Origin of the sequence: Actinoplanes sp. NPDC049265, from assembly GCF_043197135.1 — a bacterium.
GTDB lineage: Bacteria > Actinomycetota > Actinomycetes > Mycobacteriales > Micromonosporaceae > Actinoplanes.
Genome location: NZ_JBICSP010000026.1, coordinates 82077 through 97023 on the forward strand (window position 1 = coordinate 82077; position 14947 = coordinate 97023).

General features: G+C 71.6%; 14 protein-coding genes. 7 read left to right on the top strand and 7 right to left on the bottom strand.

Annotated features, from left to right (window positions below; all coding sequences use genetic code 11):
- The 5 genes from fliE to ACGFIO_RS39385 are packed head-to-tail and all read left to right on the top strand — an operon-like array spanning position 1 to position 5002.
- Positions 1 to 348 (top strand): flagellar hook-basal body complex protein FliE, encoded by a 348-nt coding sequence (gene fliE, locus ACGFIO_RS39365; RefSeq protein ID WP_392835087.1) that lies wholly within the window; start codon positions 1 to 3, stop codon positions 346 to 348.
- Between the two features lie 4 nt (positions 349 to 352).
- Positions 353 to 1966 carry a flagellar basal-body MS-ring/collar protein FliF gene (gene fliF / locus ACGFIO_RS39370; protein WP_392835089.1) on the top strand — a complete coding sequence of 538 codons (1614 nt, stop codon included), beginning with the start codon at positions 353 to 355 and terminating at the stop codon, positions 1964 to 1966.
- Between the two features lie 60 nt (positions 1967 to 2026).
- Positions 2027 to 3037 carry a flagellar motor switch protein FliG gene (gene fliG / locus ACGFIO_RS39375; protein WP_392835090.1) on the top strand — a complete coding sequence of 337 codons (1011 nt, stop codon included), beginning with the start codon at positions 2027 to 2029 and terminating at the stop codon, positions 3035 to 3037.
- Positions 3030 to 3698: a FliH/SctL family protein gene (locus ACGFIO_RS39380; protein ID WP_392835092.1), complete on the top strand. Its 669-nt coding sequence runs from the start codon at positions 3030 to 3032 to the stop codon at positions 3696 to 3698. Before fliG ends, ACGFIO_RS39380 begins: the two co-directional genes overlap by 8 nt.
- On the top strand, positions 3695 to 5002 hold the full coding sequence (locus tag ACGFIO_RS39385) for a FliI/YscN family ATPase (RefSeq protein ID WP_392835095.1): 1308 nt from the start codon (positions 3695 to 3697) through the stop codon (positions 5000 to 5002). The genes ACGFIO_RS39380 and ACGFIO_RS39385 overlap by 4 nt, the downstream gene beginning before the upstream one ends.
- A 153-nt stretch (positions 5003 to 5155) precedes the next feature.
- Here the strand turns inward: ACGFIO_RS39385 and ACGFIO_RS39390 are convergent, their stop codons facing one another.
- Positions 5156 to 5917 (bottom strand): flagellar hook-length control protein FliK, encoded by a 762-nt coding sequence (locus tag ACGFIO_RS39390; RefSeq protein ID WP_392835098.1) that lies wholly within the window; start codon positions 5915 to 5917, stop codon positions 5156 to 5158.
- Positions 5918 to 6715: 798 nt separating this feature from the next.
- Between ACGFIO_RS39390 and ACGFIO_RS39395 the strand changes: the two genes are divergently transcribed.
- On the top strand, positions 6716 to 7414 hold the full coding sequence (locus ACGFIO_RS39395; RefSeq protein WP_392835101.1) for a hypothetical protein: 699 nt from the start codon (positions 6716 to 6718) through the stop codon (positions 7412 to 7414).
- A 133-nt stretch (positions 7415 to 7547) separates the two neighbouring features.
- On the opposite strand, the gene ACGFIO_RS39400 is transcribed toward ACGFIO_RS39395, so the two are convergent.
- Positions 7548 to 8525, bottom strand: coding sequence for a transglycosylase SLT domain-containing protein (locus tag ACGFIO_RS39400; protein WP_392835103.1), 978 nt, complete (start codon positions 8523 to 8525; stop codon positions 7548 to 7550).
- Positions 8522 to 9163 carry a cell envelope biogenesis protein TolA gene (locus tag ACGFIO_RS39405; RefSeq protein ID WP_392835105.1) on the bottom strand — a complete coding sequence of 214 codons (642 nt, stop codon included), beginning with the start codon at positions 9161 to 9163 and terminating at the stop codon, positions 8522 to 8524. The genes ACGFIO_RS39400 and ACGFIO_RS39405 overlap by 4 nt, the downstream gene beginning before the upstream one ends.
- A 105-nt stretch (positions 9164 to 9268) precedes the next feature.
- Between ACGFIO_RS39405 and ACGFIO_RS39410 the strand changes: the two genes are divergently transcribed.
- Positions 9269 to 9931 (top strand): MBL fold metallo-hydrolase, encoded by a 663-nt coding sequence (locus tag ACGFIO_RS39410; RefSeq protein WP_392835107.1) that lies wholly within the window; start codon positions 9269 to 9271, stop codon positions 9929 to 9931.
- A gap of 2 nt (positions 9932 to 9933) precedes the next feature.
- Here the strand turns inward: ACGFIO_RS39410 and ACGFIO_RS39415 are convergent, their stop codons facing one another.
- The 4 genes from ACGFIO_RS39415 to ACGFIO_RS39430 form a co-directional block, all read right to left on the bottom strand.
- Positions 9934 to 10176 carry a hypothetical protein gene (locus tag ACGFIO_RS39415; protein WP_392835110.1) on the bottom strand — a complete coding sequence of 81 codons (243 nt, stop codon included), beginning with the start codon at positions 10174 to 10176 and terminating at the stop codon, positions 9934 to 9936.
- Positions 10173 to 11765 (bottom strand): hypothetical protein, encoded by a 1593-nt coding sequence (locus ACGFIO_RS39420; RefSeq protein ID WP_392835111.1) that lies wholly within the window; start codon positions 11763 to 11765, stop codon positions 10173 to 10175. Before ACGFIO_RS39420 ends, ACGFIO_RS39415 begins: the two co-directional genes overlap by 4 nt.
- Positions 11743 to 13788, bottom strand: a complete 2046-nt coding sequence (flhA, locus tag ACGFIO_RS39425) for a flagellar biosynthesis protein FlhA (RefSeq protein ID WP_392835114.1) — start codon at positions 13786 to 13788, stop codon at positions 11743 to 11745. The genes ACGFIO_RS39420 and flhA overlap by 23 nt, the downstream gene beginning before the upstream one ends.
- A gap of 61 nt (positions 13789 to 13849) precedes the next feature.
- Positions 13850 to 14938: a flagellar biosynthesis protein FlhB gene (locus tag ACGFIO_RS39430; protein WP_392835116.1), complete on the bottom strand. Its 1089-nt coding sequence runs from the start codon at positions 14936 to 14938 to the stop codon at positions 13850 to 13852.
- Between the last annotated feature and the right edge of the window lie 9 nt (positions 14939 to 14947).

Consider the following 14947-nt stretch of genomic DNA (forward strand, 5'->3'; position numbering starts at 1 on the left):
ATGACCTCTCCGATCAGCGCGATCAGCGGATTCTCGGCGATCAACCCGGCCGACGCGCTCAGCAAGGTCACCGAGATCGGCAAGACCTCGGGCGCCGCCGGCACCAACGCCACCCCGTCGACCTCCGGCACCGACTTCGCCGGCATGTTGTCCTCCGGCCTGGAAAGCGTCCAGAACGCTCAGTCCAAGGCCTCCGACCTGGCCGTCCAGGTCGCCAACGGCACGCTCGCCGACCCGGCGCAGTACACCATGGCGGCCACCGAGGCGTCGCTCGGCCTGCAGCTGACCATGGCCGTGCGGAACAAGGCCGTCGAGGCTTTCCAGGAGATCATGAGAATGCAGGCGTGACATCATGACGGACCGTCTCCCCGCGCCCGTCCGCAAAGCGTCCGACGCCTTCAAGTCCTTCACACCGGGCCAGAAGGCCGTCACGATCTTCGCGGTCGTCGCCCTCGCCATCGGCGGCTACTTCTTCGCCACCTGGGCGTCCAAGCCGTCGTACGCCGCCCTGTTCAGCAACCTGTCGAGCAAGGACGCGAGCGCGATCGTCGAGTCGCTGCAGAAGTCCGGTACGTCGTACGAACTGGCCAACGGCGGGCAGACCATCATGGTGCCCCAGGACCAGGTGTACGACCTGCGGCTGCAGCTCTCCGGCGAAGGTCTCCCGGGCGAGTCGGACACCGGCTACGCCCTGCTCGACCAGCAGGGCATCACCACCAGCGACTTCATGCAGCACACGAACTACCAGCGTGCCCTGGAGGGCGAGCTGGCCAACACCATCAAATCGATCGACGGCGTCGAGGCTGCCACCGTCCACCTGGTCATCCCGCAGAAGGACGTCTTCGCCGACGACCAGAACAAGACCACCGCCTCCGTCCTCGTACAGTCCGCGGCGACCAAACCCCTCTCCGGCCAGCAGGTGCAGGCAATCGTGCACCTGGTCGCCTCCAGCGTCGAGGGCCTCGACCCGACCCAGGTCACGGTGGCCGGCGCGGACGGCAAGATCCTCTCCACCGGCGGCGGCGCCGCCGTGGCGACCGGCAGCGACGGCGGCTCCGACTCGCAGACCGTGGCCTTCCAGAACCGGCTCAACACGTCCCTGCAGAACATGCTGGACAGCGTGGTCGGCCCGGGCAACGCCGTGGTCACCACCACCGCCGAACTCGACTTCGACCAGACCGAGGTCAAATCCCGCAACTACACCTCCGACCCGTCCGTGGCGTCGCTGTCCGAACAGATCAGCCGCGAGGCGTACAACAACGGCTCCGGCTCCTGCGCCGGCGGTGTGCTCGGCCCCGACAACATCCAGGGACCGGGTTGCAACGCCGGCACCAGCACCAGCGGCACCGGTCAGTACGAGAACACCCAGCAGACCCGCAACAACGCGGTGAACCAGGTGGACGAGGTGCGCAAGAGCGCCCCCGGCGGCGTCAAGAAGCTGTCCGTGGCCGTGCTGCTCAACGCCACCACCGCCGGCACCGTCGACTCGGCCCAGATCCAGCAGCTGGTCAGCGCGGCCGCCGGCGTCGACGCCACCCGCGGCGACTCGGTAGCCATCGCGGCCATGCCGTTCGACACCACCGCCGCCGAGGCGGCCAAGAAGTCGCTGGCCGAGTCGTCGGCCGCCGCCACCGCCGACAAGCAGCAGTCACTCTTCAAGACCGCCGCGCTCGCCGCGGTCATCCTGCTCCTGCTCTTCTTCGCCTGGCAGGCCAGCCGCCGGGCCAAGAAGCGCAAGGCGCTGTCGCCGGCCGAACTCGCCCACCTGGAGCAGATGCAGGCCGCGCTGGAGGCGCAGAAGCTCGCCGCGCTGAACGCCTCCATCCCCGGCCCGGCCATCGAGGCATCGCCGGATCGCCAGTTCGAGGCGCTGGAGGAACGGCAACGCGAGATCGAGCAGATGGTCGAGGACCAGCCCGAGGAGATGGCCGCCCTGCTGCGCGGCTGGCTGGGAGCAGGCCGCTGACCCTCCGGCTCGTGAGTGACACCCCCGGTTTGAGGAAGGACCACGTTGACCACACCGGCATTGAGCACGACATCGATGACCGGCCTGCGCAAGGCAGCGATTCTGCTGGTGCGGATGGGCAAGGAGTACTCCACGCGGGTACTCGCCTCGCTCAGTGAGGCCGAGGTCGAGGAGCTGTCGGCCGAGATCGCCCGGCTGGGCAAGCTGGAGCCCGAGGTGGTGGGCGACGTCATCGACGAGTTCTACGCCATGGCCACCACCAAGCACGCCGGCGTCGGCGGCATGGGCTACGCCCGGGAACTGCTCGAAGCCTCACTCGGGACGGAACGCGCGAACCTGATCCTGGACCGGCTGCAGGCGTCGATGAACGACATGCCGTTCAACTTCCTCAGCCACGCCGACCCGCGACAGGTGCTGTCGTACGTGCAGTACGAGCACCCGCAGACGATCGCGCTCGTGCTGGCCCACGTACCCTCCGCCCTCGCCTCCTCGATCCTCTCCGGCCTCGCGCCGGAGGTCCAGAGCGACGTCGCGCACCGCATCGCCGTGATGGACCGCACCTCACCGGACGTGATCCGCCAGGTCGAGCTGGCCCTGCAACGCAAACTGTCGACGGTGCTGCAGCCCGACGAACTCTCCACCGTCGGTGGCCTCGGCCCGCTGGTCGACATCATCAACCGCGCCGACCGCACCACCGAGCGGCTCATCCTGGAGGCTCTGGAGGCCCGCAACCCGGAGATCGCCGAGGAGATCCGCCGGCGGATGTTCATGTTCGAGGACATCGTCAACCTCGACGACCGGTCGATCCAGCTCGTCCTCCGGCAGGTCGAGCCCTCCGACCTCGCCACCGCGCTCAAAGGCGTCGGCGACGAGGTCCGCAACAAGGTCACCGGCAACCTCTCGGAACGCGGCCGGGAGAACCTGCTCGAAGAGATCGACCTGCTCGGCCCGGTCAAGGTCAAGATGGTCGAGGAGTCGCAGCAGAAGATCGTCGCGGTGATCCGCTCGCTCGAGGACTCGGGCCAGATCGAGATCCAGCGCGGCGGCGAGCAGGAGGAGCTCATTGCCTGAGGAGCGCCCGCCCGTGCTGCGCGGCAACGTCGCCGAGTCGGCGGCGGCCGCTCGCTTCGGCACGGACCTGCGCCGCGAACCGCCGATGGACAGCGCACCGGTCGAACGAGCCAAACAACAGGCCCGCACCGCCGGGTACGCCGAGGGCTGGGCGCAGGGCCAGCGGGCCGCCGCACTCGAGGCGGAAGCCGCGGCCGACCGGGCCCGCGCCCTGGAGAACGCGCACGAGCAACGCCGGTCGGCCGCGCTGGCCCAGGCCGTCAACGCGCTCGGCCGGGCCGTGACCGGTCTGGAGACCCAGCTGATGCCCACGTTGCAGGAGCTGCAGGAGGCGGTGCTGGCGCACGCCTTCGAACTGGCCGAAGCCATCGTCGGGCGTACCCTCGACGACCCCGAGCACCGCGCCGCCGACGCACTCCGCCGGGCCATGGCCGCCGCCCCCGACCAGGGCGAGATCGTCGTCAACCTGCATCCCGACGACTACCGGAGCCTGCTCGGCGCCAGCGGCCAGGCCGACCACCACTATGCCGGCCGACCGGTCCACCTGCGGCCCGACCCGGCGCTGCGGCCGGGCGACGCCATCGCGGAGACCGGCTCCACCACCGTCGACGCCTCCATCGCCGCGGCGGTCCAACGGGCCCGGGAGGCGCTGCGGCTGTGAGCGATCTGTTCCGCGCCCGCATCGACGCGGCCCTGTCCGCCGCCCGCCCGCTCGCCCGCGGCCGGGTCACCGGCGCGGTCGGCCTGCGGGTCACCGTCGGCGGCCTGGAGGCCCGGGTCGGCGATCTGCTGGAGATCGGCGAAGGCCCCAGCGCCGTGTACGCCGAGGTCGCGGCCCTCGACGGCGAGCGGCTGTCCTGCCTGCCGCTGGGCCCGATCGCCGGCCTGGGCATGGGCGAGCCGGTGGTGAACACCGGCGGACCGCTGCGCGTGGCCGTCGGCCCCGACCTGCGCGGGCGGATCCTGGACGGCCTGGGCCGGCCGATGGACGGCGGCCCGCCGCTACGCGGTGACCTGGTCAGCATCGAGGCCGCGCCGCCCTCGGCGATGGAACGGCAACTGGTCGACGCGCCGATGTCGCTGGGCGTACGGGTGCTCGACACGCTCGTCCCGTGCGGCCGCGGCCAGCGCATCGGCATCTTCGCCGGCTCCGGCGTCGGCAAGTCGACCCTGATGAGCATGATCACCCGAGGCACGTCAGCCGAACTCAATGTGGTCGCCCTGGTCGGCGAGCGCGGTCGCGAGGTCCGCGAGTTCATCGAACACGACCTCGGCCCCGAAGGACTGGCCCGCTCGGTAGTGGTGATCGCCACCTCGGACACCCCGCCGCTGGTCCGACTGCGCGCCGGCGCCGTGGCCACCCGCATCGCCGAGTACTACCGCGACCAGGGCCAGGACGTGCTCCTGATGATGGACAGCGTGACCCGCGCGGCGATGGCGCAACGCGAGGTCGGCCTGTCCGTCGGCGAGCCCCCGGCCACCCGCGGCTACCCACCGTCGGTCTTCGCCATGCTGGCCAGCCTGCTGGAACGAGCCGGCCCCGGCGCCCGCGGCAGCATCACCGGCCTCTACACCGTCCTGGTCGAGGGCGACGACCACAACGAGCCGATCGCCGACGCCGCCCGCTCCATCCTGGACGGTCACGTCGTGCTGGACCGCAAACTGGCCACCGCCGGCCACTTCCCCAGCATCCAGGCCCTCGACTCGATCTCCCGGGTCGCCAACAAGATCACGTCACCGCAGCAGAAGTCGGACGCCACCGAACTGCGCCGCATGATGGCCGCCCACCGCGAGGTGCGCGAGCTGGTCGAGATCGGCGCGTACGTGCCCGGCACCAACCCCGAGGCCGACCGGGCCACCGCAGTGTGGCCGCAGATCACCGCGTTCCTGCGGCAGGGCCTGGACGAGCGGATCACCGCTGACCAGGCCTGGCATGAGCTCCGCCAGCTGATAGCCGCCAGCTGACCCCGCCTCCCGGCGCCCCTTTGCTCTGCGCACCGATAGTCGCCCCCTCTCCCACCTGCGGGTTGGGGTTGGCACCCGGCTCCAGGGCCCAAGCGATGACCGGATGCTGACGATTTGGGGGAGGCCACCATTGGTGCGCAGAGCAAAGGGGCGTCAAGCCTGGATGTCGAGGCGGCCGTCGTCGGAGCTCGGGCGCTGGGGAGTGGGGTCGGGCACGTCGGCCGGGGCGGTCGAGGCCGGGCCACCACCGGAGGCGCCACCGCCGGAACGGCCCTGGTCCAGGAACGCGAACTGCTGCCGCGCCTGATCCTGCTGATTCGGGCCCTGGCGCAGGTCGAGGTTCGTATTCGAGAAACCGGACTGCTCCAGCTCGCGGCGCAGGTCGTCCATCGCGTTGCGCAGGGCGTCGGTGCCCGCGTCGGTGGACCCGGACAGCTGCACGTTGATCTGGCCGTTGCGGATCTCGGCGACCACCTGGACCGGGCCCAGGTCGGCCGGGTGCAGGTTCACGGTCAGGCGGTGGATGCCGTCGGCCTCCAGGCGCAGCGGCGCGATGCGCATCGCCATCTGGGTCGCGGGGCTGCCCGGCATCGGGACGTGCGGCGGCGGGGCGGTGGGCGCGGCCGGGGCGGTGGGCGCCGTGGGTGCGGCGGGGGCGGTCGCGGCGATTCCGGTGATGCCGGGTACGCCTCCCGTCACGTCGGCCTGCGCTGCCAGGTCGGCCTGGAAGCCGGCGGGCGGCGGCAAGGTGCCGGGGACGTCCTGGGCCACGCCAGGGTCACCCGCCGGTGTGGCCGACGGGTCGATCAGGGCCGCGCCGGCGACCGTGGCACCGGCCTGGGGGCCGACGCCCTCGGTGCCTCGCGGGGTCGCGCCGCCCGAACCTTGCGGGCTCGCGCCTTCCGCACCCCGCAAGCCTCCCGCTGCCGCCGGGCCCGTGGCCGCCGAGCCGGCACCTCCCGCGCTCGGTTGACCCGCGCCGGCCGCGCTCGCCGAATCCCCAGCGCCCGCGCCCGCAGAACCCGCTACTCCTGGGCCCGCTGACCCTAAGCCTGCTGAACCAGATGCTTCTGTGCCTGCTGAAGCCGCAGCTCCCGAGGCTCCCGCACTCCCCGCGCCCGTCGCGTCGGTCGCGCCCGTCGCGTCCGCCACGCCCGCAGCTCCCGCAGCTCCCGCAGCTCCCGCACCCGGTAGCCCGGCTCCGGCCGCGCCCGCCGGACCTGCGCCCGTCGCGCCCTGGAGGCCGGCGCCTCCCGCGCCTTGCCAACCCGCGCCCATGGGACCTGCTGTGTTCGCCGAGTCCCCCGCGCCCACGACTCCCGCGCCCGGCCGCCCGGCACTGTCGGTGCCGGGGAGGTTCGCGGTCAGCGGTGAGACGGTCTGTCCAGCGGGGACGCCGGGCTGGAGGGCGGTGGCCGGACCGGGCTGTCCGACGCCGGGTGCTTGAGTGGTGGCACCCTGAGGGGCCTGTGCGCCGGTGGTGACCGGGGTGAGGCTGTCGGTGCCCGCGGCCGTGGCAGTCGGCGACGGCTGGGGCGTGCTGCCGGTGACGTTCTGTGTGGTTACGCCCGGCGCGGAAATCGGTGTCGGGGTAACACCGGCCGGATTGGTCGGTGCGGCCTGATCGGTCTGTGCGGTGGGTGTGGTCTCGGTGGTCGCCGCCTTCGCCTCCGTGGTCGGGGACGTGGCGGCACCGCGATCGGCGGTGGTCCGTTGAGCGGCGGCGCGGGCCTGCGAACGTTCGGTGGCGGCCTGGCGGGCGTCGGCCTGGCCGGCGGCACGGTCGGCAGCGGTCCGGTCGGCGGCGACACGATCCGTGACGACACGATCCGTGACGGCACGGTCGGCAACGGCACGGTCGGCGAGGGCGCGGGCGTGGTCGGCTCGGGCGCTTCGGCCGACCTGTGCGGACCGGTCGGCCGCGGCGTGATCGGCGGCGGCGCGGTTGGTGGCAGCGCGATCGGCGGCGGCAGTGTTGGTGGCAGCGCGATCCGCGGCGGCACGGTTGGTGGCAGCGCGATCCGCGGCGGCACGGTTGGTGGCAGCGCGATCCGCGGCGGCGGCGCGGCCCGCTACCGCGCGGTCGGCGGCGATGGCCCGGTCGGCGGCCGCGTGGGCAGCGGCCGTCCGGTCCGCAGCGGCACGATCAGCCGTCGCGCGGTCGGCGGCCGAGCGATCGGCAACGGCGCGATCGGCGGCGGCGCGGTTGGTCAAAGCTTGGTCGGTCGTCGGGCGGTTGGTGGGGGTGGCGGCTCGGTCGCGGGCGGCCTGGAGGTGGGCGTTGGTGTACTGGGCGGCCTGGTTGCGGGCGTAGCGGTCCTGGGTCAGGCGGTCGCGGTCAGGGGCGGTGTGGTTGGGGGTGGAGCGGTCGGGGGCGGGACGGGCGGGGGTGGGGCGGTCGAGTTCGGCTGACAAGGCGGTGCCGAACTCGTCGCCGGTGGAGTCGTCGCGGCGGGCGGCGGGGCGGCGCGTGGCGTCGGTGACCGGTCGGCGGTCGGGACCGGTGACGGAGCCCGGCGTACTCATCTGGGTTTCTCCTCAAGCGTCAGCCGCCGAGGGCGGCCAGGGCCTTCTGCACCTTCGGCACATAGGCCTGGGTCTCGGCGAACGGCGGGATGCCGCCGTACTTGTGCACCGCGCCACCGCCCGCGTTGTACGCGGCCAGTGCCAGCGGCAGCGACTTGAACTCCTTCAGGTTGCGCGACAGCAGCTTCGCCGCGCCGTTGATCGCCTGCTCGGGGTCGAACGAGTTGTGCACGCCCAGGCCCTTCGCGGTGCCGGGCATCAGCTGCATCAGGCCCTGCGCCCCGGCCGGGCTGACCGCCTTCGGGTTGTAGCCCGACTCGACCTTGGCCACGGCTGCCAGCAGCTTGGGTGACACGCCGTAGCGGGCGCCGGCCTTGGTGAACAGGTTGCCGTAGGGGACGCCGGACAGTTCGCCGGAACGCTGCAGGCTGGCCGGGCGGATCGCGGCGGCGGCGTCGACCCCGGCGGCGGCCTCGGTGCCGACGATCCGGCGGATGTGCGTCGGCTTCTCGTACACCGACTGGATCTTGACATGGTCGCCGGGCTTCGGCGCCGCGATCATCTTGTTGTCACCCAGGTAGATGGCCACGTGGTCGACCGGTGAGTCGAAGGCCAGGATGTCGCCCGGCTTCGCGTCCTTGAGGCTCTTCACCTCGGTGCCCGCCTTGGCCTGCTGCCACGAGTTGCGCGGCAGTTCGATACCCAGATCCTTGTACGCCCGCTGCACCAGCGCCGAGCAGTCCAGCCCCTTGCCGGGGTCGGCGCTGCCGAACACGTACTTGGTGCCCAGGTACTTCTTGGCCGACGTGACGATCTGGTCGCCGGTGACCCCGCCCGACGTGTTCGAACCGGACGACGTGGCGCTGGCCAGGGCGCTGGCGAAGGTGGTGCCGCCGGAGGTGGTGGTGCTGACCGTGGTGTTCGCGGTCGGCGTCAACCCGAGCTGCGACTGCAACTCCGAGATGCGGGAGATGACTCCCGTGACGCCCAGGGTCATGCGGGATCCGACGGCTCGGCGTGCCGGACCGCCTCGGCCAGGTCGCCCCGCCGGGCGGCGATCGCCTGGGCGGCGTCGGTGAGGTCGATCGGCCGGCTGCGGGTGGCGTGCACGGCGAGCGCGGCGTCCCGGCTCGCGGCGTCCCGGTCGGCGGCCGTGCCGGCCCCCGTACGCAGCGGATTGGCCCTTTCCTCGGACTGCCCGTCGAGGCCCCGGGCGGCGTTGCGGGCCTTCGTGGTGACCGCCAGCTCGTCCAGGTTCGACTGGTCGACCTTGAGATCGTGGTTACGGACCAGCTCGGCGTGGCGCTCGGACATCATCTCGACCGCGCGGCGGCGTTTGGCCGCGTCGGACAGCTCGGCCACCTTCTCGCGGGTGAGCTCCTCGGCGTCGGTGATCATCCGGTGCGCGTTGGTCAGGCTCTGGGCCAGCGACTGCCGGGCCACCATCGACGCCACCATGGCCCGGGCGGTGCCCTCGGTGGGCGCGTCGGCGCCGGCCAGGTCGAGCGCCCGGCGCTTGGCCAGCTGCTGCGCCTCCCTGATCTCCTGACGGGACTGGATCACGGCGCCGCGAGCGGCGTCCTCCTGGGCCTTACGCGCCCGCAACACGGGCCCCAGCCGAAACAGACGATTCAACCCAGTCCTCCTATGCCCTCATCTGGGGAGTTCGGCCCGCGGCGCGAAACGCTGAGTGGCTGCACCCGAGCTGCAACCGGCCGTCCGACCTGGAAGCATGGGCGCATGCGGGAGATCGTGGACGGTGTTTTCGAGATCAGCCTGGGCTACGTGCACGCCCATCTGGTGGTGACCGATTCCGGGGTGGTGCTGGTCGACACCGGCCTGCCGGGGCGGTCGGCCGAGTTCGGTAAGGGACTGCAGGAGATCCGGCGCAAGATCGGCGACGTCACCGCGATCCTGCTCACCCACTGGCATCCCGACCATGTGGGCGGCCTGGCCGAGTTGCGCCGCCGGTCCGGGGCCACGGTGGTGGCCCACCGGCTGGACGCGCCGTCGATCGAGGGGGCGCCGCCGCCGGCGCTGACCCCGCTGCAGCGGTTCATCGGGCGGTTCATGAAGCCGGCCGAGGCCGCGCCGGTGGACGAGATGCTGACCGCCGATGGGGCGATCTCGGTACCGGGCTTCACCGCCGTGCACACGCCCGGGCACACCGCCGGCCATGTCTCCTACCTCCTCGACCGGGCCGGCGGCGTGTTGTTCGCCGGTGACGCCGCCGCGGGCGGGCGGACCGTGCGCCGGTCGCCCGGGATGATGACCCAGGACCGGGCCGAGTCCGACCAGAGCCTGCGCCGGCTGGCCGCCCTCGACTTCGAGGTGGTGGTCTTCGGCCACGGCAAGGCGGTCGTCGAGGGCGCCGCCGACAAGTTCCGCGCCCTAGCCGGTTAGGTCTAGGACGCTTCGGGGTTGCCGCCGTCCGGTGCCGGTGTGGGTGTCACCGGGGTGCCCGGTTCGTCGGTGCGGCCGTACCCCGATGTGAGGAAGCGCAGGCCGGCCAGCAGCAGCGCCGCGATCGGCACCGCGATGAGGAAACGCACCAGCATCTCGGTGACGTCGATCTCGTCGAGGACGAAGCGGTACACCGCCGGTGCGGTCATCAGCAGCGCGAACAGCAGCACCGACCAACGGATCATCGCGCGGATCGCACCTGCCTGCGCGGGGCCGCGAGCTGGGGCGTGACGTCCGCGGCGATCCGGGCGCAGAGCATCGCGGCCCAGGCGTGCGGGGTGGCCGGCTTGCCGTCCAGCGAGTAGATCGGCAGGTCCAGCCCGAGCACGGTGGCCGGGTCGGAGGTCAGCTCGACGCTGTGCACCACCAGCGCCTCCACGTCGCCGAGGGCGCGCAGGTGGCGGGCGGTGTCGGCGGTCTTGCGGGTGGCGTCGACGACCGCCCAGAGCGCGGTGGCGCCGATCGCGTCGCACATGTCGTTGACCCAGATCGGGTCGGTGGCGCCGATCCGGGCGTCCATCACCACGATCCAGGCGGCCGTGCTGTGTTGCAGCTTGTCCGCCCGGGACGACGCTTCCTTGGGGGTGCGCAGCACGCGCGAGGAGTGCAGGCCGGTGCCGGTGGCCGAGGTGCCGGCCAGCAGCAGGTGGTTGGGGTCGATGCCGGCCTGGTCGAGCAGGTGTTTGGCGATCGGCACGGTGCTCGACAGGTCGCCGGCCAGGACGAGGATCTCGCCGGCGCCGTCGGGCACGGCCGGTGCGGCGGGGCGGGAGGCCAGGGCGGTGAGCACCCCGGCGTACGTGTCGCCGCCGGTGATCTGGGCCGCCATCGACTCGGGCATGCCCACCGAGACCAGGTTCATCACCACCGGGTCGGGGTGTGCCGGGCGCAGCACCAGGTCGGTTCCGGGTACGGCCGCGGCCGCCGGCTCCGGGCCGGCCTCGGTGGTGGCGGCGGGCTCGGTGGCCGGTTCCGGGGCGGCAGGCGGCGGAGGCGGCGTCGGTGGCGTCTTCGGCGGCGGCAGCGTCTGGTTCAGGCCGTAGGCATCGGCCGCCGTCCGGCCCGGTCCGGGCGGTGCCGACGACGGGCGCGGGGCGGCCGAGCTCTGCGATTCGCTCACTCCGAGGCCACCCATCAGCTCGGCCAGACTGGGTACGGGCGGCAGCGGCCGAAGTGGCGCGTTGACCGGCGCCTCGGTGGCCGTGGCGGGCCGGAACGGCCGTACCGTCGGGGTGTCGGGTTTGTCCTCGGTTTTGGGCCGTGGCGCCGGCCGGTGGGCCGAGGTCGCGATGTGGTTGGCCGCGTCCAGCCCGGCCATCAGCTCGGCGAAGGCGGCCGCGTTGTCGGACAGGTCACGTTTGCTCGCCGCCTCCAGGTCACCGATGCCCGCGTCCCGCCCGGTCTGTCGATCGGCCGGCGCCGGCTTGGGCCGGGCCGCCGGTTTCTGCTCGCCAGGCGCGATCCGGTCCTTGGCCTCGGCCCGTTCCAGCAGCTGCTCGAGGGTCTGCGGCGGTTCCTCGCGCGCGGGTGGCGGGGGCGGCGGTTTGGGCCGTTCCATGGCTGGGGCTTTGCGCTGGGGCATTGTCTTCCTGTCGTCGGTGATGTCCGGCACCTCAACGGAGAGCTCATAGTGCTGCTTCGCGAAGAAGCCGCCGAAGCCACCGCTACGGACCTTGTCGGCCGAGATGATCCGCACCCCGGAGCCGTACTCCTCGCGGACCTGAGCCAGCAGCGGCTCGATGGCCGGCCCCTCAAGCAGCACCCGCGTAGGCACCGTTCACCACCCCCATCGTCTCGATCTGTGCGGTGGAACCTGAGATCTCCGTGTAGGAGAGGACTTGGATCCGGCGCGTGCCGGCCTTGAGCAGCCGCATCAGGGGCAGCCGCAGTTGCGGTGAGCAGGCCAGCACCGGTGTGACGCCCTGCTGTTCGGCCGCCTCGACGAGCCGGGCGGCCTCGCTGACGATGGCCTCGGCACGCATCCCGTCGATGGCCATGAACGCACCGGTCTCGCTGGGTCGCAGCGACTCGAGCAGCGACTGTTCGAGCATCGGGTCGAGTGTGATCACGGTGAGCCGGCCGTGCTGGGCGTACTGGGCGGCGATGGCCGGGCCGAGCGCGGACCGGGCCGACTCGATCAGGCCGTCGTGGTCGGGCGAGGTCTTGGCCCGCAGCGACAGCGCCTCGAAGATGCGGACCAGGTCGCGGATCGGTACGCCCTCGTCCAGCATGGCCTGCAGCACCTTCTGGATCTGGCCCAGGCTGAGCTGGGCCGGGGTGAGCTCCTCGACGACCACTGGGTGGGTGCGTTTGACCATCTCGGTGAGCTGGCGGACGTCCTCGCGGCCGAGTAGCCGGCTGGCGTTGGTGCGGACCACCTCGGCCAGGTGCGTGATGATCACCGACGCCCGGTCGACCACTGTCGCGCCGGACAGTTCGGCCTGGTAGTGCAGCTCGGCCGGTACCCATTTGCCGGCCAGCCCGAAGACCGGTTCGACGCCGGCCCGGCCGGGCAGGGCCTGCAGGCCGTCGCCGATGGCCAGGACCGTTCCGGGTGGTGCCTGTCCGGTGCCCGCGTCGACGCCGCTGATCCGGATGGCGTAGGAGGAGAGCGGAAGATCAAGGTCGTCGCGGGTACGTACGGGCGGCATCACCAGGCCCAGTTCCAGGGCCATCTTGCGGCGCAGCGCGCGTACCCGGTCGAGAAGGTCTCCGCCGTTGGTGTCGACCAGGTCGACCAGGTCGGGGGAGAGGGCCAGTTCCAACGGGTCGACCCGCATCTCGCCGAGCAGTTGTTCGGGCGAGTCGGGGGCCGGGCGGTCGACGTCCTCGGCCCCGATCGGCAGTTCCGGCTCGGGTTCGGGGTCCTTGACGCGCTGGGCGATGGCCAGGGTGACCACGCCGATGATCAGGAACGGGACCTTGGGCAGCCCGGGGATCACACACAGGGCGAGGGCGGCGCCTCCGGCGATGCGCAGCGCCAGCCTGTTCTGGCTGAGCTGCTGGGTGACGCTGGAGCCCATGTCGCCGCTGGTGGCCGAGCGAGTGGTGATCAGACCGGTCGAGACGGAGAGCAGCAGCGCCGGGATCTGGGAGACCAGTCCGTCGCCGACGGTCAGCAGGCTGTACTGGTTCATCGCGTCGCTGGGCGACATGCCTTGCTGGAGCATGCCGACCGCGAAGCCGCCGACCAGGTTGATGACGGTGATGATGATGGCCGCGATGGCGTCGCCCTTGACGAACTTGGAGCCGCCGTCCATGGCGCCGTAGAAGTCGGATTCGGCGGCCACGTCGGCGCGGCGCTTCTTGGCCTCGGCCTCGTCGATCAGGCCGGCGTTGAGGTCGGCGTCGATGGCCATCTGCTTGCCGGGCATGGCGTCGAGGGTGAAGCGGGCGCCCACCTCGGCCACCCGCTCGGCGCCCTTGGTGACCACGACCATCTGCACGATGATCAGGATCAGGAAGATCACCAGGCCGATGACCAGCGAGCCGCCGACCACGAAGTCGCCGAACGCGTGGATCACCTTGCCGGCGTCGCCGTCGCGCAGCACCAGCCGGGTGGCGCTGATGTTCAACGCCAGCCGGAACAGGGTCAGCACCAGCAGCAGCGCGGGGAAGATCGAGAAGTCGAGTGGTCTCTGCACGAACATCGAGACCAGCAGCACCAGCAGGGCGACGGTGATGTTGGTGGCGATGAGCAGGTCGAGGAGGAAGGTCGGCAGCGGCACGACCATCATGACGATGATGCCGATGACCCCGACGGGCACGGCGAACTTGCTGAGGTTCCGTTTTTCCACGGCCTCCTCCCCTCACCACCGATGGTGCCCCGAAACCGGCAGTGATGTGGGGAAATTTCGCTTATGCGGCGGCTGGTGTGGGGTTCGGGTTCCGATGCACCCCGGCTGCCGATCCCCGTTTCTTCAGGCTCATGACGAACGCCAGCACCTTGGCCACCGCGCCGTAGAAGTCGGCCGGGATCTCCATGCCCACGTCCACCGACGACTCCAGCGCCCGGGCCAGCGCCACGTCCTGCACCAGCGGGATCCGGTGCTCGGTGGCCAACTCCCGGATCTTGGCGGCGATCGGCCCGGTGCCCTTCGCGATCACCCGTGGCGCGCCCTTCTCCGGTTCGTAGCGCAACGCCACCGCGACGTGGGTCGGGTTGACCAGCACCACGTCCGCGGTCGGCACGTCGGCCATCTGCCGGTTGCGGGCCATCGCCATCTGCCGGGCCCGGATCGCGGCCTTCACGTGCGGGTCGCCCTCGGTGTTCTTGTTCTCCTGCTTGACCTCCTCCTTGGTCATCCGCAGCTGCTTGTTGGTACGCCGGCGCACCACGAAGTAGTCGGCCGCGGCCATCACGATGCCGGCCACCGAGGCCGACCGGATCAGGTTCAGCACCGCGCCGTTGATCACGCCGAGCAGCGAGCCGAGCTGGAGCCGGCCGGCGGTCATCAGCAGCGGCACGATGTCCTTCATCGTCATGTAGAGCACGCCGGCCAGCACCCCGGTCTTGATCAGCGCCTTGGTGCCCTCCCAGAGCGACTGCGGCCCGAACATCTTCTTGATCCCGGGCAGCGGGTTCAGCCGGTTGAACTTGGGGATGAACAGCTTGGTGGCCACCCGGATGCCGCCCTGCGCGCCGGCCGCGGCGATGCCCACCGCCATCATGGTCAGCGACAGGGGCAGGACCGCCCAGGCGGCGCTCATCAGGCCGTCTTTCATGATGCCGAGGGCGATGGCCGGGTCCGGATCCTGGATCACGTCGGGGATCTTGGCCATCAGCTCACGTGCGTGGTCCATGGCCGAGCTGAGCGTACGAGGCAGCATGACGCTGGCCGCGAGCATGCCGAACCAGGCGCCCACGTCCTGGCTGCGCCCGATCTGGCCCTCCTGCTTGGCCTTCTTCAGTTTTTGCGCGGTTGGCTGTTCAGTCTTCTCACTCACGACCCACCC

Bases quoted from the DNA above. Each gene is read 5' to 3' on its own strand.
- fliE (WP_392835087.1), top strand. From the start codon at position 1: ATGACCTCTCCGATCAGCGCGATCAGCGGATTCTCGGCGATCAACCCG.
- fliF (WP_392835089.1), top strand. From the start codon at position 353: ATGACGGACCGTCTCCCCGCGCCCGTCCGCAAAGCGTCCGACGCCTTC.
- ACGFIO_RS39400 (WP_392835103.1), bottom strand. From the start codon at position 8,525: ATGACCCTGGGCGTCACGGGAGTCATCTCCCGCATCTCGGAGTTGCAG.
- ACGFIO_RS39410 (WP_392835107.1), top strand. From the start codon at position 9,269: ATGCGGGAGATCGTGGACGGTGTTTTCGAGATCAGCCTGGGCTACGTG.
- ACGFIO_RS39415 (WP_392835110.1), bottom strand. From the start codon at position 10,176: ATGATCCGTTGGTCGGTGCTGCTGTTCGCGCTGCTGATGACCGCACCG.